Annotated in this window: 20 protein-coding genes and 5 tRNA genes; 19 read left to right on the top strand and 6 right to left on the bottom strand. The window is 61.3% G+C overall.

Annotated features, from left to right (window positions below; genetic code table 11):
* Positions 1-268 precede the first annotated feature (268 nt).
* The 14 genes from ACF8EA_RS20710 to ACF8EA_RS20645 all read left to right on the top strand — a co-directional run bounded on the left by ACF8EA_RS20710 (position 269) and on the right by ACF8EA_RS20645 (position 13,188).
* On the top strand, positions 269-1,489 hold the full coding sequence (locus tag ACF8EA_RS20710) for an aspartate aminotransferase family protein (RefSeq protein ID WP_021785132.1): 1,221 nt from the start codon (positions 269-271) through the stop codon (positions 1,487-1,489).
* 147 nt (positions 1,490-1,636) lie between these two features.
* On the top strand, positions 1,637-2,656 hold the full coding sequence (gene aruF, locus ACF8EA_RS20705; protein WP_010955177.1) for an arginine/ornithine succinyltransferase subunit alpha: 1,020 nt from the start codon (positions 1,637-1,639) through the stop codon (positions 2,654-2,656).
* Between the two features lie 78 nt (positions 2,657-2,734).
* Entirely contained in the window at positions 2,735-3,763 is a 1,029-nt protein-coding gene (gene astA / locus ACF8EA_RS20700) for an arginine N-succinyltransferase (protein ID WP_014590103.1), read from the top strand.
* Complete coding sequence (gene astD, locus ACF8EA_RS20695; protein WP_392523100.1) at positions 3,764-5,227, top strand: succinylglutamate-semialdehyde dehydrogenase; 1,464 nt, start codon at positions 3,764-3,766, stop codon at positions 5,225-5,227.
* A gap of 23 nt (positions 5,228-5,250) precedes the next feature.
* Positions 5,251-6,600, top strand: coding sequence for an N-succinylarginine dihydrolase (astB, locus tag ACF8EA_RS20690; protein WP_103444745.1), 1,350 nt, complete (start codon positions 5,251-5,253; stop codon positions 6,598-6,600).
* Between the two features lie 14 nt (positions 6,601-6,614).
* A complete protein-coding gene (locus tag ACF8EA_RS20685; protein ID WP_003254508.1) occupies positions 6,615-6,905 on the top strand; it encodes a topoisomerase II in 291 nt (96 codons plus the stop codon).
* A 10-nt stretch (positions 6,906-6,915) separates the two neighbouring features.
* A complete protein-coding gene (gene astE / locus ACF8EA_RS20680; protein ID WP_021785135.1) occupies positions 6,916-7,923 on the top strand; it encodes a succinylglutamate desuccinylase in 1,008 nt (335 codons plus the stop codon).
* A gap of 300 nt (positions 7,924-8,223) precedes the next feature.
* Positions 8,224-10,848 carry an alanine--tRNA ligase gene (gene alaS / locus ACF8EA_RS20675; protein WP_028696950.1) on the top strand — a complete coding sequence of 875 codons (2,625 nt, stop codon included), beginning with the start codon at positions 8,224-8,226 and terminating at the stop codon, positions 10,846-10,848.
* A gap of 102 nt (positions 10,849-10,950) precedes the next feature.
* Positions 10,951-12,189 (top strand): aspartate kinase, encoded by a 1,239-nt coding sequence (locus ACF8EA_RS20670; RefSeq protein WP_103469914.1) that lies wholly within the window; start codon positions 10,951-10,953, stop codon positions 12,187-12,189.
* 167 nt (positions 12,190-12,356) lie between these two features.
* A complete protein-coding gene (gene csrA, locus ACF8EA_RS20665; RefSeq protein WP_003254503.1) occupies positions 12,357-12,545 on the top strand; it encodes a carbon storage regulator CsrA in 189 nt (62 codons plus the stop codon).
* A 72-nt stretch (positions 12,546-12,617) separates the two neighbouring features.
* Positions 12,618-12,708: transfer RNA gene (locus ACF8EA_RS20660), tRNA-Ser, on the top strand.
* 106 nt (positions 12,709-12,814) lie between these two features.
* A tRNA-Arg gene (locus ACF8EA_RS20655) sits at positions 12,815-12,891 on the top strand.
* Between the two features lie 71 nt (positions 12,892-12,962).
* Positions 12,963-13,039: transfer RNA gene (locus ACF8EA_RS20650), tRNA-Arg, on the top strand.
* A 72-nt stretch (positions 13,040-13,111) separates the two neighbouring features.
* Positions 13,112-13,188 (top strand) — tRNA-Arg (locus tag ACF8EA_RS20645).
* A gap of 20 nt (positions 13,189-13,208) precedes the next feature.
* On the opposite strand, the gene ACF8EA_RS20640 is transcribed toward ACF8EA_RS20645, so the two are convergent.
* Positions 13,209-13,391: a hypothetical protein gene (locus ACF8EA_RS20640; protein ID WP_146050516.1), complete on the bottom strand. Its 183-nt coding sequence runs from the start codon at positions 13,389-13,391 to the stop codon at positions 13,209-13,211.
* A gap of 193 nt (positions 13,392-13,584) precedes the next feature.
* Between ACF8EA_RS20640 and mgtE the strand changes: the two genes are divergently transcribed.
* On the top strand, positions 13,585-15,027 hold the full coding sequence (gene mgtE / locus ACF8EA_RS20635) for a magnesium transporter (RefSeq protein ID WP_003254500.1): 1,443 nt from the start codon (positions 13,585-13,587) through the stop codon (positions 15,025-15,027).
* A 106-nt stretch (positions 15,028-15,133) separates the two neighbouring features.
* Here the strand turns inward: mgtE and ACF8EA_RS20630 are convergent, their stop codons facing one another.
* Positions 15,134-15,460, bottom strand: a complete 327-nt coding sequence (locus ACF8EA_RS20630) for an Arc family DNA-binding protein (protein WP_003254499.1) — start codon at positions 15,458-15,460, stop codon at positions 15,134-15,136.
* A 69-nt stretch (positions 15,461-15,529) separates the two neighbouring features.
* Here ACF8EA_RS20630 and ACF8EA_RS20625 point away from each other — a divergent pair, with 69 nt between their 5' ends.
* The 3 genes from ACF8EA_RS20625 to ACF8EA_RS20615 all read left to right on the top strand — a co-directional run bounded on the left by ACF8EA_RS20625 (position 15,530) and on the right by ACF8EA_RS20615 (position 16,586).
* Positions 15,530-15,799 carry a hypothetical protein gene (locus ACF8EA_RS20625; RefSeq protein WP_135192500.1) on the top strand — a complete coding sequence of 90 codons (270 nt, stop codon included), beginning with the start codon at positions 15,530-15,532 and terminating at the stop codon, positions 15,797-15,799.
* A 5-nt stretch (positions 15,800-15,804) separates the two neighbouring features.
* Entirely contained in the window at positions 15,805-16,398 is a 594-nt protein-coding gene (gene phnN, locus ACF8EA_RS20620; RefSeq protein ID WP_021785138.1) for a phosphonate metabolism protein/1,5-bisphosphokinase (PRPP-forming) PhnN, read from the top strand.
* A gap of 111 nt (positions 16,399-16,509) precedes the next feature.
* A tRNA-Arg gene (locus tag ACF8EA_RS20615) sits at positions 16,510-16,586 on the top strand.
* Positions 16,587-16,660: 74 nt separating this feature from the next.
* Here the strand turns inward: ACF8EA_RS20615 and ACF8EA_RS20610 are convergent.
* Positions 16,661-17,188, bottom strand: coding sequence for a hypothetical protein (locus ACF8EA_RS20610; protein WP_392523103.1), 528 nt, complete (start codon positions 17,186-17,188; stop codon positions 16,661-16,663).
* Positions 17,189-17,403: 215 nt separating this feature from the next.
* Here ACF8EA_RS20610 and ACF8EA_RS20605 point away from each other — a divergent pair, with 215 nt between their 5' ends.
* Positions 17,404-18,402 carry a diguanylate cyclase gene (locus tag ACF8EA_RS20605; protein ID WP_103469912.1) on the top strand — a complete coding sequence of 333 codons (999 nt, stop codon included), beginning with the start codon at positions 17,404-17,406 and terminating at the stop codon, positions 18,400-18,402.
* 110 nt (positions 18,403-18,512) lie between these two features.
* On the opposite strand, the gene lpdA is transcribed toward ACF8EA_RS20605, so the two are convergent.
* The 3 genes from lpdA to ACF8EA_RS20590 are packed head-to-tail and all read right to left on the bottom strand — an operon-like array spanning position 18,513 to position 22,225.
* Positions 18,513-19,892, bottom strand: coding sequence for a dihydrolipoyl dehydrogenase (lpdA, locus tag ACF8EA_RS20600; RefSeq protein WP_392523097.1), 1,380 nt, complete (start codon positions 19,890-19,892; stop codon positions 18,513-18,515).
* A gap of 2 nt (positions 19,893-19,894) precedes the next feature.
* The gene (locus ACF8EA_RS20595) at positions 19,895-21,166 is read right to left on the bottom strand and encodes a dihydrolipoamide acetyltransferase family protein (RefSeq protein ID WP_021785142.1); all 1,272 of its coding nucleotides are present in this window, start codon (positions 21,164-21,166) and stop codon (positions 19,895-19,897) included.
* Complete coding sequence (locus ACF8EA_RS20590; RefSeq protein WP_103469910.1) at positions 21,167-22,225, bottom strand: alpha-ketoacid dehydrogenase subunit beta; 1,059 nt, start codon at positions 22,223-22,225, stop codon at positions 21,167-21,169.
* Position 22,226 lies beyond the last annotated feature (1 nt).

Here is a 22,226-nt window from a genome sequence, read left to right as displayed (position 1 = left end):
GCGGCGCTCGATCTCCCCGTCAACACATCAACATCGCCAAACATCCCGCCTCCCTCAATCCTGTGTGAACACCCGTTCACCCAGCCCCCTCTCTCCCGTACACTGCGCGATTGCGACAGTGTTTGTCGCATTGCCGAAAGCCTTGTCAAAACTGGGTTTTGCGCTGTAACAAGTTGTCGCTTGGCCGCAAGGACAGGCGCGGATCAGTCCTTACAATCCCCCCATCGCTCGCCACTTCCAGGCCAGCGTTCCTCTTCAGGAGACTCAGATGTCCGTTGAGCAAGCCCCGGTGCAACGTGCCGATTTCGACCAGGTGATGGTCCCCAACTATTCTCCGGCGGCCTTCATTCCTGTGCGAGGCGAGGGTTCCCGCGTCTGGGACCAGTCGGGTCGCGAGTTGATCGACTTTGCCGGCGGCATCGCGGTCAATGCCCTGGGCCACTGCCACCCGGCACTGGTCAAGGCCCTGACTGAACAGGCCAACACCCTCTGGCACGTTTCCAACGTGTTCACCAACGAGCCGGCCCTGCGCCTGGCCCACAAGCTGGTGGACGCCACCTTTGCCGACCGCGCGTTCTTCTGCAACTCCGGCGCCGAGGCCAACGAGGCCGCTTTCAAGCTGGCCCGTCGTGTGGCGCATGACCGCTTCGGTCCGCAAAAGCACGAAATCATCGCCACCGTGAACAGCTTCCACGGCCGCACCCTGTTTACCGTCAGCGTGGGTGGCCAGCCGAAGTACTCCGATGGCTTTGGCCCGAAAATCACCGGTATCAGCCATGTGCCGTACAACGACCTGGAAGCGTTGAAGGCACAGATTTCCGACAAGACCTGCGCCGTGGTGATCGAGCCGATCCAAGGCGAGAGCGGCGTGGTGCCGGCCGACAAGGCCTACCTGGAAGGCGCGCGCAAACTGTGTGACGAGCACAACGCTCTGCTGATCTTTGACGAAGTGCAGACTGGCGTGGGCCGTACCGGCTCGCTGTATGCCTACCAGCACTACGGCGTGACCCCGGACATTCTGACCAGTGCCAAGAGCCTGGGCGGCGGCTTCCCGATTGGTGCCATGCTGACCACCACCGAGCTGGCCAAGCACCTGGCCGTTGGCACCCACGGCACCACCTATGGCGGCAACCCGCTGGGCTGCGCCGTTGCCTGCGCGGTGCTGGATGTGGTCAACACCCCGGAGACCCTGGCCGGTATCAAGGCTAAGCACGAGCGCTTCAAAACCCGCCTGGAGCAGATCGGCCAGAAGTACAACCTGTTCAGCCAGGTGCGTGGCGTCGGCCTGCTGCTGGGCTGCGTCTTGACCGAGGCCTGGAAAGGCAAGGCCAAGGACGTGCTCAACGCTGCCGAGAAAGAAGGCGTGATGGTGCTGCAGGCCGGCCCGGACGTTGTCCGCTTCGCCCCAAGCCTGGTGGTTGAAGACGCCGACATCGACGCAGGCCTGGACCGCTTCGAGCGCGCTGTGGCCACACTGACCAAAGGCTGATCCGCCAACGGTCCTTTCGCCGGCCTCAGCCCAGCCTCGGCACGAGGCCGATCCGGGCCGGCGATACCCGATTCCAGTGCAGGTGCCTGGGTGCCTGCCGTTTTTTCGTGCCGCTGTGAACGGCCCGTATTCCAAAGGAGTGACACCATGCTGGTGATGCGCCCCGCGCAAATGGCTGATCTGAACGACGTGCAGCGCATGGCTGCAGACAGCCCCATTGGTGTCACCTCGCTGCCGGACGACACCGCTCGTCTCGGCGACAAGATTGCCGCCTCCGAGACATCCTTCGCCGCCGAGGTCAGCTTCAACGGCGAAGAGAGTTATTTTTTCGTGCTCGAAGACAGCGAAACAGGCAAGTTGGCCGGTTGCTCGGCCATCGTCGCTTCGGCCGGCTACTCCGAGCCGTTCTACAGTTTTCGTAACGAAACATTCGTGCACGCCTCGCGCGAGCTGAAGATACACAACAAGATCCATGTGCTGTCGCTGTGTCACGATCTGACTGGCAACAGCCTGCTGACCAGCTTCTATGTAGCACCGGAGCTGGTGAACAGTGGCTGGGCCGAGCTCAATTCGCGTGGTCGACTGCTGTTCATGGCTGCGCACCCGGAGCGCTTTGCCGATTCGGTGGTAACCGAGATCGTCGGCTTCAGCGACGAGCAGGGTGAATCGCCGTTCTGGGATGCTATCGGCCGCAACTTCTTCGACCTCAACTATGCCGACGCCGAGCGCCTGTGCGGCCTGAAGAGCCGGACCTTCCTCGCCGAGCTGATGCCGCATTACCCGATCTACGTGCCGTTGCTGCCAGACCTGGCGCAGGAAGCCATGGGCCAGGTACATCCGCGGGCACAGATCACCTTCGACATACTCATGCGCGAAGGCTTCGAGACCGAGCACTACATCGACATCTTCGACGGCGGCCCGACCCTGCATGCGCGCACCTCTGGCATCCGCTCGATCGCTCAGAGCCGGGTGGTCCCGGTGAAGATCGAAGAGGCCCCGGTCAAGGGGGGGCGCCCGTACCTGGTGTGCAACGGCCTGTTGCAGGACTACCGCGCGGTGTTGCTGGACCTGGACTGGGTGCCTGGCAAACCGGTCAGCCTGAGCGTGGCTGCAGCCGACGCGCTGGGCGTGGGCGAGGGCGCCAGCGTGCGCCTGGTCGCGGTTTGAGGTCTGGCAACAGACGTTTCGGGATTGATGCGTTAGCAGTGTTTTGCGCCGGCCGATGCCGCCGCACAAGGAGATAGCATGATCGTTCGTCCTGTACGCAGCAGCGATTTGCCTGCGTTGATCGAATTGGCACGCAGCACCGGCACCACCGGGCTGACCACGCTGCCGGCCAACGAAGAGCGCCTCGGGCACCGTGTTGGTTGGGCGGAAAAAAGCTTCCGTGGCGAGGCCGAGCGTGGTGACACCGATTACCTGTTCGTGCTGGAAAACGACGAAGGTCTGGTGGTGGGCATCAGTGCCATCGCCGGCGCCGTCGGCCTGCGTGAGCCTTGGTACAACTATCGGGTCGGCCTGACGGTCAGCGCCTCGCAGGAGCTGAAGATCTACCGCGAAATCCCGACGCTGTTCCTGGCCAACGACCTGACCGGAAACTCCGAGCTGTGCTCGCTGTTCCTGCGCAGCGACCACCGCTCGGGTCTCAATGGCCGTCTGCTGTCGCGCGCGCGCATGCTGTTCATTGCCGAGTTCCCGGAGCTGTTTGGCAAGAAGATCATTGCCGAAATGCGCGGCATGTCTGACGAGCAGGGCCGTTCGCCGTTCTGGGAAAGCCTGGGCCGGCATTTCTTCAAGATGGAGTTCAGCCAGGCCGACTACCTCACCGGCGTGGGCAACAAGTCGTTCATCGCTGAGCTGATGCCCAAGTTCCCGCTGTACACCTGCTTCCTGTCCGAGGCTGCGCGCAACGTGATCGGCCGTGTGCACAAAGACACCGAGCCGGCGCTGGCCATGCTTAAGCAGGAGGGCTTCAACTATCAGGGCTACGTCGACATCTTTGACGCCGGCCCGGCCATCGAGTGTGACACTGCCAAGATCCGCGCGGTGCGCGAGAGCCAGACCCTGGTGCTGGCGGTAGGTACGCCAGGCGACGACGCGACCCCTTTCATCATCCACAACCGCAAGCGCGACGACTGCCGTATCACTGCTGCACCTGCACGGTTGGCCGCCGGTACCCTGGTGGTCGACCCGTTGACCGCCAAGCGCCTGCGCATGGGCGTCGGCGACAATGTGCGCGCGGTGCCGCTGTCGGCCAGCCGGGAGGCCCAGTAAATGACCACGCATTACATCGCAGGCAATTGGCAGGCTGGCCAGGGTGAAACCCTGCAGTCGCTCAACCCGGTGACCCAGGCCGTGATCTGGCAAGGGCAGGGCGCTGACGCCAGCCAGGTCAGCGCTGCTGTGCAGGCGGCGCGGCAGGCCTTCCCGGCCTGGGCGCAGTTGAGCCTGGAGGCACGTATCGATGTGCTGGAGAAGTTTGCCGCGCAGTTGAAAGTGCATGCCGAAGCCATGGCCCAATGCATTGGCGAGGAAACCGGGAAGCCGCTGTGGGAATCTGCGACTGAAGTCACCAGCATGGTCAACAAGGTGGCGATTTCGGTACAGAGCTACCGCGAGCGCACCGGCGAAAAGAGTGGGCCGCTGGCCGATGCCACGGCTGTTCTGCGGCACAAGCCTCACGGTGTGGTGGCGGTGTTCGGCCCCTACAACTTCCCCGGGCACCTGCCCAATGGCCATATCGTGCCGGCGCTGCTGGCAGGCAACTGCGTGGTGTTCAAGCCCAGCGAGCTGACCCCCAAGGTTGCTGAGCTTACCGTCAACTGCTGGATTGCTGCCGGCCTGCCGGCGGGTGTGCTGAACCTGGTGCAGGGGGCGCGCGAAACCGGTGTGGCGCTGGCCGCCAACCCAGGTATCGATGGCCTGTTCTTCACCGGCTCCAGCCGCACCGGCAACCTGCTGCATCAGCAGTTCGCAGGGCGTCCAGACAAGATCCTGGCCCTGGAAATGGGGGGTAACAACCCGCTCGTGGTGGACGAGGTCAAGGACCTCGACGCGGCGGTGTATACCATTATCCAGTCGGCGTTCATTTCCGCTGGCCAGCGCTGCACCTGCGCGCGGCGCCTGCTGGTACCGCAAGGCGCCTGGGGCGATGCGCTGATCGCGCGCTTGGTCGAGGTGTGCAAAACCATCACGGTGGGGGCGTTCGATGAGCAGCCGGCGCCTTTCATGGGCTCGGTGATTTCGCTGCAGGCGGGTCGGGCGCTGCTTGCGGCCCAGGCCGAACTGGCCGCCAAAGGTGGCGTGAAACTGCTGGAAATGACCCAGCCACAGGCCGATGCCGCACTGCTGACCCCGGGCATTGTCGATGTCACCGCCGTGGCTGACCGCCCGGACGAAGAGTTTTTCGGCCCGCTGCTGCAGGTGATCCGCTACGCCGACTTCGATGCTGCCATCGATGAAGCCAACAACACCCAGTATGGCCTGGCTGCCGGTTTGTTGTCCGATTCGCGCGCCCGCTACCAGTACTTCTGGCTGCGCAGCCGCGCCGGCATCGTCAACTGGAACAAACAGCTGACGGGGGCTGCCAGCAGCGCACCGTTCGGCGGCGTGGGTGCCAGTGGCAACCATCGCGCCAGTGCCTATTACGCAGCCGACTACTGCGCTTACCCCGTGGCTTCGCTGGAGACCGCCAGCCTTGCCTTGCCGGCGACCCTGACGCCGGGCGTCACCCTATAACAACAGGTCACGGAGCCTAGCCGATGAAATCCTATGAAGTGAATTTTGATGGCCTGGTGGGGCCTACCCACAACTATGGCGGCCTGTCTTACGGTAACGTGGCTTCGCAGAGCAACAGCCAGCAGGGGTCCAACCCGCGTGAGGCGGCGCGCCAGGGCCTGGCGAAGATGAAAGCGCTGGCCGACATGGGCTTCAAGCAGGGTGTTCTGGCGCCACAGGAGCGCCCGGACGTGGCCGCGCTGCGCCGCCTGGGGTTCAGTGGCAGCGATGCCGAAGTCATCCAGCGCGCCGCCCGCGAGGCCATGCCGTTGCTGGTGGCCAGTTGCTCGGCCTCGAGCATGTGGGTGGCCAACGCCGCGACCGTCAGCCCGAGTGCCGACACGGCTGACGGTCGTGTGCACTTCACCGCCGCCAACCTCAACTGCAAATATCACCGCAGCATCGAGCACCCGACCACCAGCCGCGTGCTGGGCGCCATGTTCAACAACGAGAAGCACTTTGCCCATCACGCCGCGCTGCCTGCCGTGGCACAGTTCGGTGACGAGGGCGCGGCCAACCACACGCGCTTCTGCCGCGCCTATGGTGAGGCCGGTGTGGAGTTCTTTGTCTACGGTCGCAGCGCCTTCGACAGCCGTTACCCGGCGCCACAGAAGTATCCGGCCCGACAAACCCTGGAGGCCTCGCAGGCTGTGGCCCGGCTGCACGGCCTGAGCGATGACGGTGTGGTCTACGCTCAACAGAACCCGGCGGTGATCGACCAGGGTGTGTTCCACAATGATGTGATTTCGGTGGGTAACGGCGAAGTGCTGTTCTACCACGAGGACGCGTTTCTCGACACCGACGCGGTGCTTGGGCAGCTGCGAGCTAAACTGGCCAGCAAGGGTGGCAACTTCCAGGCCATCTGCGTGCCCAGGGCCGCGGTGGCGGTGGAGGACGCGGTGCGTTCCTACCTGTTCAACAGCCAGCTGCTGAGCCGCGACGATGGTTCCATGCTGTTGGTCGTGCCGGAAGAGTGCCGCAACAACGAGCGGGTTTGGGCTTATCTCGGCCAGTTGACCAGCCAGGGAGGCCCGGTGAAGGAGGTCAAGGTGTTCGACCTCAAGCAGAGCATGCAAAACGGCGGCGGCCCAGCCTGCCTGCGTTTGCGCGTAGCCTTGAAGGAATCGGAACTGGCGGCGGTCAACCAAGGCGTTATCATGACGGCCTCGCTGTATGACACGCTGCTGCAGTGGGTCGACAGGCACTACCGCGATCGCCTTGGCGAAGCAGACCTGGCTGACCCGCAACTGCTGGTGGAATGCCGTACGGCACTGGACGAATTGACCCAGATCCTGAAGTTGGGCTCGGTGTATCCGTTCCAACGCCAACCTTGAAGAGAGACTCTGTAATGACCGACGCCTTGCGCCTGATCCTCGAAGATGAAGACGGCACCCAGCTGGAAACTTCCTGCACCCGCTTTGCTGTGGTCTGGCAAGGCAAGGAAGTGTGGATTCAGCAGGATGGCCGTGGCCAGCTGCTGATCGGTGTGGATGTCGAGGAAGACGACACCGAGTATGCCAACTTGCTGCTGCGCCCGATGGCCACCAACCTGGTCAGCCTGCAGCTGGAAATGGAACCGGCAGAGCTTGGCGAAGACGACGATCACGTTCATGGCCCTGACTGCGGTCACCACCACTAAGGAAGTCCCTATGCTCGCCCTTGGCAAATTGCTTGAGCTGACCCTCACCGATCACGAACCGGCCGAGAAGACCCAAGTGACACCCAAGGGCGCGCGTTTGCGGTGGCTGGGGGAGGGCGCGCTCGAAGTGCGTCCGGCCGAAAGCGAAGATTGCGGGCTGGACTTACTGTTGTCCGCCGGCATTCATGGCAACGAAACAGCGCCGATCGAATTGCTCGAGCGGCTGCTGCATGGCGTGGCCAACGGCAAGATCAAACCCAGGGCACGGGTGCTGTTCCTGTTCGGCAACCCGGCGGCGATCCGCAAGGGCGAGCGCTTTATCGAGCAGGACATCAACCGTTTGTTCAATGGCCGCCATGAGCTTTCCAGCGGTTTCGAAGCATTGCGTGCTGCCGAGCTGGAGCAGTTCGCCCGGGTGTTCTTCAGCAAGCCGGAGCGCAGCCGCCTGCATTACGACCTGCATACTGCCATCCGCGGTTCGAAGATCGAGCAATTCGCCTTGTACCCTTATAAAGAAGGGCGCAAGCACTCCCGTCGCGAACTGGTGCGCCTGGCGGCGGCAGGTATGGAAGCGGTATTACTGCAAAGCAAGTCGTCCATCACCTTCAGTGCTTTCACCTATGAACAGCTCGAAGCTGAAGCCTTTACCCTGGAGTTGGGCAAGGCCCGTCCGTTCGGCCAGAACGAGCAGGTCAATCTCGACAAGCTCGAAGAGCGGCTGATTCGCATTATCGAAGCTACCGAGCCAGAGGAAGAAAGTTCGCTGGATGGCCTGCAATTGTTCAGGGTTTCCCGCGAAATCATCAAGCACAGTGACAGCTTCCACCTGCACTTGCCGGCGGACATCGAAAACTTCTCCGAGCTGAGCAAGGGTTACCTGCTGGCTGAAGACCTGGCCGAGATGCGCTGGGTGGTCGAGGAGGAGGGCGCACGCATCATCTTCCCTAACCCCAAAGTCAAGAATGGCTTGCGCGCCGGCATTCTGATCGTGCCGGATTCGGGGCAGCGGCTGGGCTGAGAGCGCTGTCGCCTGCAGGCGACAGGGTTTCGGATCCTATCCATGATGAAAACCTTTTAATTCACCGCCTGTTCCATTTTCCCTTCCCTTGAGCGGTAATTGGCTTGCCAGTGGCGAAACACAGGATTTAGCATCCGGTCATGTCGTTTTCGTTTGCATAGCCCGAAAAACCGTCCAAACGATGGCTTCTATCGTATAAACACACTGCATCGAGACTGCAGGACCGATATAATGCGGCCCTTTGCCGTCGTTTCGTCGACGCGTTTGCCCAACAGGGCCGCCGTTTCCGTGGAAGAACCTATGAAAAGCGCAGAAATCCGTGAAGCCTTCCTTCGCTTCTTCGAAGAGCAGGGACATACCCGAGTCGCCTCCAGTTCGCTGATCCCGAACAACGATCCGACCCTGCTGTTCACCAACGCAGGCATGAACCAGTTCAAGGACTGCTTCCTCGGTGCGGAGAAGCGCGCCTACACGCGTGCTGTCAGCAGCCAGAAGTGCGTGCGTGCCGGTGGCAAGCACAACGACCTGGAAAACGTCGGTTACACCGCGCGTCACCACACCTTCTTCGAAATGCTGGGCAACTTCAGCTTCGGCGATTATTTCAAGCGCGACGCCATTACCTTCGCCTGGACCTTCCTGACGTCCGAGCAGTGGCTGAACCTGCCCAAGGAAAAGCTCTGGGTCACCGTCTACGCCACTGACGACGAAGCCTACGACATCTGGACCAAGGAAGTCGGCGTGCCGGCCGAGCGCATGGTGCGCATCGGCGACAACAAGGGCGCCCCGTACGCCTCCGACAACTTCTGGACCATGGGCGATACCGGCCCGTGCGGCCCGTGCACCGAGATTTTCTACGATCACGGCGCGGATATCTGGGGCGGCCCACCCGGCTCGCCAGAAGAAGACGGTGACCGTTACATCGAGATCTGGAACAACGTTTTCATGCAGTTCAACCGCACCGCCGACGGCGTGTTGCACCCGCTGCCAGCGCCGTCGGTGGACACCGGCATGGGCCTGGAGCGCATCAGCGCCGTGCTGCAGCACGTGCATTCGAACTACGAGATCGACCTGTTCCAGAACCTGCTGGCTGCCGCAGCCAAGGCCATCGGTTGCAGCAATGATGGCCAGGCCTCGCTGAAAGTGGTCGCAGACCACATCCGTTCGTGCGGTTTCCTGATTGCCGACGGCGTGCTGCCGTCCAACGAAGGCCGTGGCTACGTGCTGCGCCGCATCATTCGCCGTGCTTGCCGTCATGGCAACAAGCTGGGCGCCAAGGGCAGCTTCTTCTACCAGATCGTTGCCGCACTGGCCGCTGAAATGGGCGAAGCCTTCCCGGAGCTGAAGAGCCAGCAAGCGCACATCGAGCGCGTGCTCAAGGCCGAAGAGGAGCAGTTCGCCAAAACCCTGGAGCAGGGCCTGCGCATCCTCGAGCAAGACCTGGCCCAGCTGAAAGGCGACGTGGTACCGGGCGACGTGGTGTTCAAGCTGTACGACACCTATGGCTTCCCGATGGACCTGACTGCCGACATCGCTCGTGAGCGTGAGCTGACTATCGACGAAGCCGGCTTCGAGCGTGAAATGGACGCCCAGCGTGAGCGTGCCCGTTCCGCCAGCGCCTTCGGCATGGATTACAACAGCCTGGTAAAAGTCGACAGCGCCACCGAGTTCCTCGGTTACGATGCCACTGAAGGCCAAGGCAAGATCATCGCCTTGTACAAGGACGGCCTGTCCGTCGACCAGCTGGGTGAAGGCGAGCAGGGCGTGGTCGTGCTCGACCGCACGCCGTTCTACGCCGAATCCGGCGGCCAGATTGGCGATACCGGCTTCCTGCAGGCTGGCGCTGCACGCTTTGACGTGCGCGACACCACCAAGACCGGCGGTGCCTTCCTGCACCACGGCGTGGTTGCCAGCGGCGCGCTGGTGATCGGTTCGCCAGTCGAGGCCAAGGTCGATGCAGAGGTGCAACACGCCACCTCGTTGAACCACTCCGCCACTCACCTGCTGCACGAAGCGCTGCGCCAGGTGCTGGGTGAGCATGTACAGCAGAAGGGCTCGCTGGTCGACAGCCAGCGCCTGCGTTTCGATTTCAGCCACTTCGAGGCGGTGAAACCAGAGCAGATCAAGGCGCTGGAAGACATCGTCAACCGTGAAGTGCGCAAGAACACTGCCGTTGAAACCGAACTGACCGACATCGAAACGGCCAAGGCCAAAGGCGCAATGGCGCTGTTCGGTGAGAAGTACGGCGACACCGTGCGTGTGTTGAGCATGGGCGGCGATTTTTCGGTGGAATTGTGCGGCGGTATTCACGCCAAGCGCACCGGTGACATCAGCCTGTTCAAGATCATCAGCGAAAGCGGCGTGGCCTCTGGCGTGCGCCGTATCGAAGCCGTAACCGGTGCCGCTGCGCTGGCCTATCTGAACGCTGCCGAGGAGCAGGTCAAGGAAGCCGCGCAACTGGTGAAAGGTAACCGCGACAACCTGATCGACAAGCTGTCGGCTGTGCTTGAGCGCAACCGCCAGCTGGAGAAGCAGCTGGAACAGCTGCAGGCCAAGGCCGCCAGCGCCGCCGGGGACGATCTCTCCAACGCGGCTGTTGAGGTCAAGGGTGCCAAGGTCCTCGCCGCCCGCCTGGATGGGCAGGATGGCAAGGCCCTGCTGGCGCTGGTCGATCAGTTGAAGAACAAGCTCGGCCACGCGGTGATCCTGCTGGGCAGCGAGCATGAGGGCAAGGTTGTGCTGGTGGCCGGCGTGACCAAGGACCTCTCCAGCCAACTCAAGGCTGGCGATCTGATGAAACAAGCCGCTGCGGCGGTGGGTGGCAAGGGCGGTGGCCGTCCGGACATGGCCCAGGGGGGGGGCGTCGACGTCGCAGCTCTGGACCAGGCCCTGGCGCTGGCCGTGCCATTCGCAGAGCAGGGACTTTGAGATGAAGGGGTGGATGGTCTAGTAGCCACACAGGCCACTCCCGTCCACTCCTTCATGTTGGATTGTTATTTGGGGCCCTGTATGGGCTGAGGCACCATTGAAATGGCGTTGATCGTACAGAAATTTGGCGGCACCTCTGTCGGTTCCATCGAGCGGATCGAGCAGGTAGCCGAAAAGGTCAAGAAACACCGTGAAGCGGGCGACGACCTGGTGGTTGTGCTGTCGGCCATGAGCGGTGAAACCAATCGCCTGATCGACCTGGCCAAGCAGATTACCGATCACCCGGTTCCTCGTGAACTGGACGTGATCGTGTCGACCGGTGAGCAGGTCACCATTGCCCTGCTGACCATGGCCCTGATCAAGCGTGGTGTGCCAGCGGTGTCCTACACCGGCAACCAGGTGCGTATTCTCACCGACAGCTCGCACAACAAGGCGCGCATTCTGCAAATCGACGACCAGAAGATTCGTGCCGACCTCAAGGAAGGCCGCGTGGTCGTGGTTGCAGGCTTCCAGGGCGTCGACGAGCACGGCAGCATCACTACCCTGGGGCGTGGTGGCTCTGATACCACTGGCGTGGCCCTGGCGGCGGCGCTGAAGGCTGATGAGTGCCAGATCTACACTGATGTCGATGGTGTCTACACCACCGACCCGCGTGTCGTGCCACAGGCTCGTCGCCTGGAGAAGATCACCTTCGAAGAAATGCTGGAAATGGCCAGCCTGGGCTCCAAGGTGCTGCAGATCCGTTCGGTTGAGTTCGCCGGCAAGTACAACGTTCCGCTGCGCGTGCTGCACAGCTTCAAGGAGGGTCCGGGTACCCTCATTACCATTGATGAAGAGGAATCCATGGAACAGCCGATCATTTCCGGTATCGCCTTCAACCGTGATGAAGCAAAGCTGACCATTCGCGGCGTGCCGGATACCCCGGGCGTGGCCTTCAAGATCCTCGGCCCGATCAGCGCTGCGAACATCGAAGTCGACATGATCGTGCAGAACGTTGCGCACGATAACACCACCGATTTCACCTTCACCGTGCACCGCAACGAGTACGAGAAGGCGCATAGCGTGCTGGAAAACACTGCACGCGAAATCGGTGCCCGTGAAGTGATCGGCGACACCAAGATCGCCAAGGTCTCGATCGTTGGCGTCGGCATGCGTTCACACGCCGGTGTTGCCAGCCGCATGTTCGAAGCCCTGGCCAAGGAGAGCATCAACATCCAGATGATCTCCACTTCCGAGATCAAGGTTTCGGTGGTGCTTGAAGAGAAGTACCTGGAGCTGGCCGTACGCGCGCTGCATACCGCGTTCGATCTGGATGATGCTCCTGCCCGACAGGGCGAGTAAGGCGCTGCCTGGAAGGGCGCGGCTTGCCGCGCCCTTCGCGTTTCTGCTCGCCGCGCAGGCCCTGTCCTGCCCTGTGCGGCGAGTAACCAGGGCCATGGTCGTCGTCCGCGACCTTGCCCCGAAATCCAAGACTGTTACCCCTGAATGTTTTGCGTAAGGAGAAAGCTATGTTGATTCTGACTCGTCGGTGCGCCGAGAGCCTGATCATTGGAGACGGCGAGATCACCGTGACGGTGCTTGGCGTCAAAGGCAACCAGGTGCGTATTGGCGTGAGCGCCCCGAAAGAAGTGGCAGTTCACCGCGAGGAAATCTACCTGCGGATCAAGAAGGAGAAGGATGAAGAGCCAAGCCTTTAATTTTTTTGAAGTTTTTTTCAAAAAAAGGGTTGCAAAGGTGAAAGAGGTTCTTTAATATTCGCCTCGTGTTGCGGTGAGGTGGCCGAGTGGCCGAAGGCGCTCCCCTGCTAAGGGAGTATACCTCATAAGGGTATCGGGGGTTCGAATCCCCCCTTCACCGCCATTATTCGCTTAGGGCGCTGTAAACAGTAAGAACGCTAAGTAGTTGATTTTAAACGAAAAAGTTCTTGCAAAAATGTTTCAGCGACCTATAATGCGCGGCAAGACACGGACTCATAGCTCAGCTGGATAGAGTACTCGGCTACGAACCGAGCGGTCGGAGGTTCGAATCCTCCTGAGTCCGCCACTTTTGAAGTGGCTTTGCTTAAAAGCTGCTTCAAACAACCAGTGGTAATCTGGTCTAAAACTACCAATTGCGGACTCATAGCTCAGCTGGATAGAGTACTCGGCTACGAACCGAGCGGTCGCAGGTTCGAATCCTGCTGAGTCCGCCACTTTTTGAAGTGGTTCTGCTTGCAAAGCTACTTCAGTCAACCAGTGGTAATCTGGTCTAAAACTACCACCACGGACTCATAGCTCAGCTGGATAGAGTACTCGGCTACGAACCGAGCGGTCGCAGGTTCGAATCCTGCTGAGTCCGCCACACCCCATCAAAAAGCCCGCTCAATAGAGCGGGCTTTTTGTTTGTGCGCCAATGAATTCTTGACCATGTCGATCTACGCTCTTCTGTAATGATTGCGGTGTAGCTTGGAGCCGCTGCGCGGCCTCAAAAATCAAATGTGCTTTCTCATCCACAACAACCGTCGCACTGATAGCTTCGAGCGTTGTCCCAGCTTTATCACGCAAACGATTGTTCTGGCCAAAAATTTAAGCGATCTGACAGCTTTAGCAGTGTATGATTGCGCCCGTCAGCCCCGCCGGGGCTTGTGGAAAACCACCATGGACTTACCCAGTAGTTACTCGCTAACAAGATTCATACAGAAAGATCTGACCGATTGATTCCCTCGGCGTGCTCCGCTGCTGGGAGTGGAGTTCGCCTATGACTGAAGTAGAAGTTAAAAAAGCGCAAGAAAGCCTGCAGGATCGCCTGGCCCAGGTGGTCGAATTGCTGCAGCGTCAGCGCATGGTCGAAGACCTGACCCATCGCCAGGAAGGCGCGCACAACGACCTGGTGGAAAACCTGGTCCACCGCCAGAACCTCGTCGAGCTGCAGCGCAAGCTCGATGACCTGCACCCCGCCGACATCGCCTACATCCTCGAAGCCTTGCCCCTGGAAGATCGCCTGACGGTCTGGCAGCTGGTGCGCTCGGAGCGCGATGGCGACATCCTGCTGGAAGTTTCCGATTCGGTTCGCCAATCGCTGATCGCCGACATGGACGATCACGAGCTGCTGGCTGCCGCCAAGGAGATGGACGCCGACGAACTGGCCGACCTCGCCCCAGAGCTGCCGCGTGACGTTGTTCACGAGCTGATGGAAACCCTCGATGCCCAGCAACGCGAGCGGGTGCGTTCGGCGCTGAGCTACGACGAGGAGCAGGTCGGTGCGCTGATGGACTTCGAGATGGTCACCATCCGCGAAGACGTCAGCCTGGAAGTCGTGCTGCGCTACCTGCGCCGCCTGAAAGAATTGCCGAACCACACCGACAAATTGTTCGTGGTCGATTATGACGGCATCCTCAAGGGGGTATTGCCGATCAAGCGCCTGCTGGTCAACGACCCGGAGAAGAAGGTGGCGGAGGTCATGGCGACCGACCCTGTCTCCTTCCAGCCCGAGGAAGATGCCTACGATGCAGCGCAGGCTTTCGAGCGTTATGACCTGGTATCCGCCCCGGTGGTGGACAAGAGCGAACGCCTGATCGGCCGTCTGACCATCGACGAAATGGTTGACCTGATCCGTGAGGAAAGCGAGAGCGAAGTCCTCAACATGGCGGGTCTGCGTGAAGAGGAAGATATTTTTGCCTCGGTCTGGCGTTCGTTCCGCAACCGTTGGGCGTGGCTGGCAATCAACCTGATTACCGCGTTCGTTGCTTCGCGAGTGATCGGGTTGTTCGAAGGTTCGATTGAAAAGCTGGTGGCGTTGGCTGCGTTGATGCCGATCGTTGCGGGTATTGGTGGCAACTCTGGTAACCAGACCATCACGATGATCGTCCGCGCCATGGCCCTGGACCAAGTATCGCCAGGCAATACCAGCCGCTTGATGCGCAAGGAGTTGGCTGTGTCGCTGATCAACGGCCTGGTGTGGGGCGGAGTGATTGGTGCGGTGGCTTTCTGGCTGTATGGCAGCTGGTCGCTGGGGGTGGTGATGACCGCAGCGATGACCTTGAACCTGTTACTGGCGGCGCTGATGGGCGTGCTGATCCCGATGACATTGGCCCGCTTGGGTCGCGACCCTGCGATGGGGGCGAGCGTGATGATCACTGCTGTGACTGACAGCGGTGGCTTCTTCATCTTCCTTGGGTTGGCTACGCTGTTCCTGCTGTAAGCCGATCCTCCCTGTGGGAGCAATCCCACAGGGGAATGCGATTGCTGCCAGTCAGTCGCCCACAAAAAAGCCAGCTTACGCTGGCTTTTTTGTGCTCGCGCAGGCCTCAGGAGGCGTCTGCGGCCATTTCCACATCGTGAGCGATGAGGGCGACCAGGGCGTTCTGCTGGCGGTGGGACAGTTGGCGGAAGCGCTGCAGCAACTCGCGCTCATGCAGGGACAGCTCTGGGCTGTCCAGACGCATGCTGAGCTCGTCACCCAGCGCGCCTTCCTGGATAAGGCTCTGTTCCAGGCGTGCGATGATCTCGGAGTTCATGCTGCGGTGGTGGTTGCGCGCTACCTCGGCAATGCGCTCACGCATTCCGTCTGGCAGGCGGACGACGAACTTGTCAGCGGTGCGGCTCGAATAAATAGCCTGTTTCATTGGGCGCATATAAATTGACCGGAGTTTGGTTCAGGGGAAGCGGTTCTCAAATTGGCCGCACGGGATGGAAGTACGACCGTGGCGACGACAAAATGTTCAACCGCCAGTGAAAAATGGATGCTCATCTTGCCTCAAGGTCGCCGTTTGCTTGGCGTCAATTATGTGACAAATAGTGAGCCGGATAAAGGCTTTATGCCAGTACCAATTATCAGAAATGAGCACTGGTTTGAAAAGTTTCACATGCTCTGGCTAGCCTGGCCGTCAGTCATTTGCCGTCAACAATTGGTAAAACCCAGAAAAATGCCCGGAAAAGCCCTAGAATGCGCCGGTTCCCTCCATAGAGCATAGTGGCTATGCAACATGACGCAAGCGACCGCCGATCAGGGACAGGCCGGTTGATATTTCTGGTTGGGCCGTCGGGTTCCGGGAAGGATTCCCTGATCGACGCTTCGCGTGAGCAACTGGCCGTCGCCGGGGTAGAAATAGCCCGCCGGGTCATCACCCGGTCGGCCGAAGCCAAAGGCGAAGCCGCCCAAGGGGTCACGCCCGAGCAGTTTGATACCTTGCGTGCGCAGGGTGCGTTTGCCATGCACTGGCGGGCCAATGGCCTGGACTATGGCATACCCCGGCAGGTGGACCAGTGGTTGGCGGCGGGGAGGCCGGTGCTGGTGAATGGCTCGCGGGCTTATCTGGCAGAGGCCCGTCAGCGCTATCCGGACTTGCTGGTCGTGTTGGTCCAGGTCAAGCCTGAGGTGCTGCGCCAGCGCTTGCTGGCCCGGGGCCGGGAAACCACAGAAGAAGTGGAGCAGCGCCTGGCGCGCAGCGCACGCTTGCAGGCTGCAGCCGACCCGTCGGTGCATGTGCTGGATAATTCTTCCACGCTGGAGGCGGCGGTCGCTGCATTCTTTTCGCTGCTTCGCAATCAGGGTGTGCTACCGCGGGGATAGCAGCCGCAGAAAAGGATTACGCGAAAAAGCCCAGTTGAGGCATGACAAACGCCAGCATGCTGGTTAACATGCTGGCCATCCCGCTGTGCAGCGCTCGCTGCCGGTCGTAGCGTCTCAGTAGCTCAATTGGATAGAGCATCCCCCTCCTAAGGGGAAGGTTGCAGGTTCAATTCCTGCCTGGGACGCCATTCTTGTCATTCCGATAATTGTCTCCTTTGTCGCCGCCGCGCTGCTGTTAAAGCACCTTCGCTTGGCCAGCTCACTATATCGGGCTTGCCGCTTGTTGCTCTTCATCCTGGTCGCCATCCACCTTGGCGACCTGCTCTTGCGCTTTCTCCTCCACCTTGCGCTCGATGTTTTCTTTCATGCGCTGGGCGATCAACTCGTCGACTTTTGCTTTCATTTCTGGTGGCAGGGCGTCGTACTCTTCTTCGGTCAGGCCTATCTCACGCAGCAGTTTTTCCTTGATCATCTCGCCAGGCGACTTGGACATGAAGTCGTGAAATTCCTCCCGGGCAGTCTTGGGCGGCAGTGGTTCTCCGATGATCGGCTCGTTGGTCGCAGAACCCAGGTTTTGCAGCATCACCTTGAGTTTGGCAAAAGCTTCTGCACGAGCATCCTCAGCGTTTTGCTGAGCGGTACTGCCTCCGTTCTGCTGTTGGCTCGCCGTGTTGGCGGTGGATATTGGCGTGCGGACAGGCGCAATCTGGGCCATTGCCTGCTCATCGTTGGCGTGCCGAGGCTGATGGAGCGTGGGCTGCCAGCTCACGCCGTTATGGGCAATTATCATGTTTCCTCCTTGGAAATCTCGTTGACAGCTTCCAAGCGCAAAAGCCATGCCAGCATTCTATCGGCCGAAATCAGGGCTTTGGCGCTATTTCCGTTACGCGCGAGCGGGCATATGCTTGCCCGTGTCAGGCATGATCTTGCCGCCTGCGGCAATTACCACCACTGTCGGCAGCCCCTTGATCGGAGCGCAGTTGCTGGGCATCAGGGAGAGTGTCCATGAGTCAAGAAACCAGGCCGGTACCTGCCGGCTTCAGTGAACAGCAGTTGCACACCTTGTTCGATTTGATCAGCGATGGCATCTGGGACTGGAATGCCAATACTGGCTACGTTTATCGCAACCCGGGCTGGTACAGCATGCTGGGTTATGCCAGGCACTCCATGGCCAACTCGGTATTTACCTGGGAGAGCGTGATCCATCCTGAAGACTACCCACGGGTAATGGCGCATTTCGAGGCCTATATCAATCAGCGCAACGAGCGCTACCGCATTGAATACCGTTGCCGTTGTCAGGATGGCAGCTACATCTGGATCGAAGACAGCGGCTACATCATCGCGCATAACGAGGACGGTTCCGTGGCGCGCATGCTGGGTGCGCATCGCAATATCGACGCTGGCAAGCGCTTGGTGGCTCAACTGGAGCAGAAGAACCAGTCACTGGAGTTTCAGGTGGCCGAACGCACCCGCGAGTTGTCTCGGGTTAACCAGCAGTTGCAGCGGCAACTGGACGAAAACCGAGAACTGGCCGAACGCGATGCGTTGACCCGGGTCGCCAATCGTTACCGGCTGGAGAGCGCGTTGCACCTGGAGTGCCAGCGCGCCCAGCGCTTTCGCCAGCCGTTGTCGCTGATTGCCATGGATATGGATGATTTCAAACCGATCAACGACCGCTACGGTCACGCCCGTGGCGATTCGGCGCTGGTGCGGGTGGCCGAAAACCTGCGCACCTGCTTGCGCGAACTGGACCTGCTGGCGCGCTGGGGCGGCGACGAGTTCGTCATCGTGCTGCCGCAGACCGCATTGGGAGAGGCGCTGGAGGTGGCAGCGCGCTTGCGCCAGGTGCTGGAGCTGGTGGAGCCGGTGGGGGATTGTCGACTGACCATGAGCTATGGTGTGGTGCAACGGCTGGATGGGGAGGACCAGGACGCGCTGCTGGCGCGTGCCGACAAGGCGTTATACAGGGCCAAGCGGGCAGGCAAGAACGCAATTTCCGAGTAGCGCCCGCTCAGAGATGGCGCTGTTTTCTGGAGGGTTACATGGCCTGAATGAAAAAAGACCCGCAGCGCCTCTCGGCGCAGCGGGCCAAATCGGCCTCGGCCGCTTCAGTGTCAGATATGCAAGGCGTGGCCCAGGGCGCGCAGCGCGGCTTCCTGTACCGCTTCACCCAGCGTGGGGTGGGCATGAATGGTGCCGGCCACATCTTCCAGGCACGCGCCCATCTCCAGCGATTGGGCAAACGCCGTGGACAGTTCGGAAACCGCCACGCCAACTGCCTGCCAGCCCAGAATCAAGTGATTGTCGCGTCGCGCCACCACGCGCACGAAACCGCTTTTCGACTCCAGGCTCATGGCCCTGCCGTTGGCGGCAAACGGGAACTGCGCGACGATGCAGTCCAGGCCCTGCTGGCTGGCTTGTTCCGGGGTCTTGCCGACCACCACCAGCTCCGGGTCGGTGAAGCACACGGCGGCAATTGCAGTAGGCTCGAAGCGGCGGGTCTTGCCGGCGATGATTTCGGCGACCATCTCGCCCTGGGCCATGGCCCGGTGCGCCAGCATCGGCTCGCCAGCGACGTCGCCGATGGCCCAGACGTTGCGCATGCTGGTCTGGCAGTGCTCGTCGATGGCAATGGCGGCGCCGTTCATCTTCAGGTCCAGGCATTCCAGGTTGAAGCCTTGGGTGCGTGGCCGGCGGCCCACGGCCACCAGTACCTGGTCGGTCTCCAGGCGCAGTTGCCCGCCCTTGCCGTCGTTGGCCAGCAGGCAACCATTTTCGTAACCTTCAACGCTGTGGCCCAGGTGCAGGGCGATGCCCAGCTTCTTCAGCGACTCGGCCACCGGGGCGGTCAATTCGCTGTCGTAGGTCGGCAGGATGCGCTCACGCGCTTCCACCACACTGACCTGTGCACCCAGCTTGCGATAGGCAATGCCCAACTCCAGGCCAATGTAGCCACCCCCTACCACCACCAGATGTTGCGGCAGGGCTTTCGGTGCCAGGGCTTCGGTGGAGGAAATCACCGGGCCACCCAGCGGCAGCATCGGCAGTTCGACACTGCTGGAGCCGGTGGCCAGCAACAGGTGCTCACACTGGATGCGCTGGCCATCGACCTCGACCTGCTTGCCGTCGAGCACCTTGGCCCAGCCATGTACCACTTTTACCCCGTGCTTTTTCAGCAAGGCGGCAACACCGGTGGTCAGGCGGTCGACGATGCCGTCCTTCCAGGCCACGCTCTGGCCGATGTCCAGGCGCGGCGAGGCTACGCTGATGCCCAGCTCGGACGCCTCGGCAAAACGCGAAGTCTGGTGGAACTGTTCGGCCACATGGATCAGTGCTTTGGACGGAATGCAGCCGATGTTCAGGCAGGTGCCGCCCAGCGCCTGGCCTTCTACCAGTACGGTGGGAATGCCCAGTTGCCCGGCGCGGATGGCAGCCACATAACCGCCGGGGCCGCCGCCGATGATCAGCAGGGTCGTTTGGATAATCTGTTGCATGCTCACTCCACGAACAGGCAGGCGGGCTGTTCGAGCAGGCCGCGTACGGCCTGGATGAACAGGGCGGCGTCCATGCCATCGACCACGCGGTGGTCGAACGAACTGGACAGGTTCATCATCTTGCGCACGACGATCTGGCCGTCGATCACCACTGGCCGTTCGACCATGCGGTTGACCCCGACGATTGCCACTTCCGGGGTGTTGACCACCGGCGTGCTGACAATGCCACCCAAGGCGCCGAGGCTAGTCAGGGTGATGGTCGAGCCGGACAGCTCTTCGCGGCTGGCCTTGTTGTTACGTGCGGCGTTGGCCAGGCGCGAAATCTCGCCGGCATTGGCCCACAGGCTGCCCGCTTCGGCGTGGCGCAGCACCGGTACCATCAGGCCGTTGTCACCTTGGGTGGCAATGCCCACATGCACCGCGCCATGGCGGGTGATGATCTGCGCTTCGTCGTCGTAGGTTGCGTTGATCTGCGGGAAGTCACGCAGCGCCACGACCAAGGCGCGCACCAGGAATGGCAGCAAGGTCAGCTTGCCGCGGCTGTCGCCGTGCTTGCTGTTGAGCTGCTGGCGCAGGGCTTCCAGGGCGGTGACGTCAATTTCTTCCACGTAGCTGAAGTGTGCGACGCGGCGCTTGGCGTCCTGCATGCGCTGGGCGATCTTGCGACGCAGGCCGATCACAGGCACCTGTTCGCTGTCAGTGCGCTTGGCATAGCCGTTCGGTGCCTGGCCGGCATTGCTTTGCGGCTTGCTCATGAAGGCGTCGAGGTCTTCGTGCAGAATACGCCCGGCCGGGCCGCTGCCATGCACATAACGCAGTTCGATACCGGCATCCAGGGCGCGTTTGCGCACGGCCGGCGAGGCCAGTGGCTTGTCGCCCGGCTGGCGCGGCACAATGGCCGCAGCTTCGTGATTGGCGGGCGCCTGGTGCGCGGCGGGTTTTACGTCTTTCTGCGGTTCCGGCTTGGCTGCAATCGGGGCCGCCTGGGCCTCTACCGGCTTTGGCTGAGGCACATCCACATGGTTGCCGCTGCCTTCCACTTCGATGCGGATCAGTTCGCTACCGACCGCCATCACTTCACCGGGCTGTCCACCCAAGGCCAGCACTGTACCGCTGACCGGCGAAGGGATTTCGACGGTGGCCTTGTCGGTCATGACGTCGGCCACCACCTGGTCCTCGGCGATGATATCGCCGACCTTGACGAACCATTCCACCAACTCGACCTGCGCGATGCCTTCGCCAATGTCCGGCATCTTGATGACGTGCGTGCCCATTCAGACCTCCATGACCTTTTTCAGTGCCGCACCTACCCGCGAAGGGCCGGGGAAGTAAGCCCATTCCTGTGCGTGAGGGTAGGGGGTGTCCCAGCCGGTGACGCGCTCGATCGGCGCCTCCAGGTGGTGGAAGCAGTGCTCCTGCACCAGCGCCACCAGTTCGGCACCGAAGCCGCAGGTGCGGGTGGCCTCGTGCACCACCACGCAACGGCCGGTCTTTTTCACCGACTCGACGATGGTGTCCAGGTCCAGCGGCCATAGGCTGCGCAGGTCAATCACTTCGGCATCGACGCCGCTTTCTTCGGCGGCCACCTGGGCTACGTACACCGTGGTGCCGTAGGTCAGCACAGTCACGTCATTGCCAGGGCGGGTAATGGCGGCCTTGTCCAGCGGAACTGTGTAATAGCCGTCGGGCACGGCGCTGTGCGGGTGCTTCGCCCACGGTGTTACAGGGCGGTCGTGGTGGCCATCGAACGGGCCGTTGTACAGGCGTTTGGGCTCCAGGAAGATTACCGGGTCGTCGCATTCGATCGAGGCAATCAACAGGCCTTTGGCGTCATATGGGTTGGACGGCATGACGGTGCGCAGACCGCATACCTGGGTGAACATCGCTTCCGGGCTCTGGCTGTGAGTCTGGCCGCCATAGATACCGCCGCCGCAAGGCATGCGCAGGGTCAGCGGGGCGATGAATTCGCCGGCCGAACGGTAACGCAGGCGGGCCAGTTCGGATACGATCTGGTCGGAGGCTGGGTAGAAGTAGTCGGCGAACTGGATTTCCACCACCGGGCGCAGGCCATAGGCGCCCATGCCCACGGCGGTACCGACGATGCCGCTCTCGGAGATGGGCGCATCGAACACGCGCGATTTGCCGTACTTGTTCTGCAGGCCTTCGGTGCAGCGGAACACGCCGCCGAAGTAGCCGACGTCCTGGCCGTACACCACTACATTGTCGTCGCGCTCAAGCATGACATCCATGGCCGAGCGCAGGGCCTGGATCATGGTCATGGTAGTGGTGGCCATGGCGGTTTCCGGGTTTATGCTGTTGTTGTGGTCGTTCATC

Source organism: Pseudomonas sp. YQ_5 (assembly GCF_043103305.1).
GTDB classification, from domain to species: domain Bacteria; phylum Pseudomonadota; class Gammaproteobacteria; order Pseudomonadales; family Pseudomonadaceae; genus Aquipseudomonas; species Aquipseudomonas putida_Y.
This window is presented reverse-complemented; position numbering and strand designations above follow the sequence as displayed.

Excerpts from the sequence above, each read along its gene's own strand:
- ACF8EA_RS20605 (WP_103469912.1), top strand. The coding sequence starts at position 17,404 with ATGAGTCAAGAAACCAGGCCGGTACCTGCCGGCTTCAGTGAACAGCAG.
- ACF8EA_RS20685 (WP_003254508.1), top strand. The coding sequence starts at position 6,615 with ATGACCGACGCCTTGCGCCTGATCCTCGAAGATGAAGACGGCACCCAG.
- phnN (WP_021785138.1), top strand. The coding sequence starts at position 15,805 with ATGCAACATGACGCAAGCGACCGCCGATCAGGGACAGGCCGGTTGATA.
- csrA (WP_003254503.1), top strand. The coding sequence starts at position 12,357 with ATGTTGATTCTGACTCGTCGGTGCGCCGAGAGCCTGATCATTGGAGAC.
- ACF8EA_RS20630 (WP_003254499.1), bottom strand. The coding sequence starts at position 15,460 with ATGCGCCCAATGAAACAGGCTATTTATTCGAGCCGCACCGCTGACAAG.
- alaS (WP_028696950.1), top strand. The coding sequence starts at position 8,224 with ATGAAAAGCGCAGAAATCCGTGAAGCCTTCCTTCGCTTCTTCGAAGAG.
- aruF (WP_010955177.1), top strand. The coding sequence starts at position 1,637 with ATGCTGGTGATGCGCCCCGCGCAAATGGCTGATCTGAACGACGTGCAG.
- ACF8EA_RS20710 (WP_021785132.1), top strand. The coding sequence starts at position 269 with ATGTCCGTTGAGCAAGCCCCGGTGCAACGTGCCGATTTCGACCAGGTG.
- astE (WP_021785135.1), top strand. The coding sequence starts at position 6,916 with ATGCTCGCCCTTGGCAAATTGCTTGAGCTGACCCTCACCGATCACGAA.
- lpdA (WP_392523097.1), bottom strand. The coding sequence starts at position 19,892 with ATGCAACAGATTATCCAAACGACCCTGCTGATCATCGGCGGCGGCCCC.
- ACF8EA_RS20670 (WP_103469914.1), top strand. The coding sequence starts at position 10,951 with ATGGCGTTGATCGTACAGAAATTTGGCGGCACCTCTGTCGGTTCCATC.
- mgtE (WP_003254500.1), top strand. The coding sequence starts at position 13,585 with ATGACTGAAGTAGAAGTTAAAAAAGCGCAAGAAAGCCTGCAGGATCGC.
- astD (WP_392523100.1), top strand. The coding sequence starts at position 3,764 with ATGACCACGCATTACATCGCAGGCAATTGGCAGGCTGGCCAGGGTGAA.
- ACF8EA_RS20595 (WP_021785142.1), bottom strand. The coding sequence starts at position 21,166 with ATGGGCACGCACGTCATCAAGATGCCGGACATTGGCGAAGGCATCGCG.
- ACF8EA_RS20610 (WP_392523103.1), bottom strand. The coding sequence starts at position 17,188 with ATGATAATTGCCCATAACGGCGTGAGCTGGCAGCCCACGCTCCATCAG.
- astB (WP_103444745.1), top strand. The coding sequence starts at position 5,251 with ATGAAATCCTATGAAGTGAATTTTGATGGCCTGGTGGGGCCTACCCAC.
- astA (WP_014590103.1), top strand. The coding sequence starts at position 2,735 with ATGATCGTTCGTCCTGTACGCAGCAGCGATTTGCCTGCGTTGATCGAA.
- ACF8EA_RS20590 (WP_103469910.1), bottom strand. The coding sequence starts at position 22,225 with ATGAACGACCACAACAACAGCATAAACCCGGAAACCGCCATGGCCACC.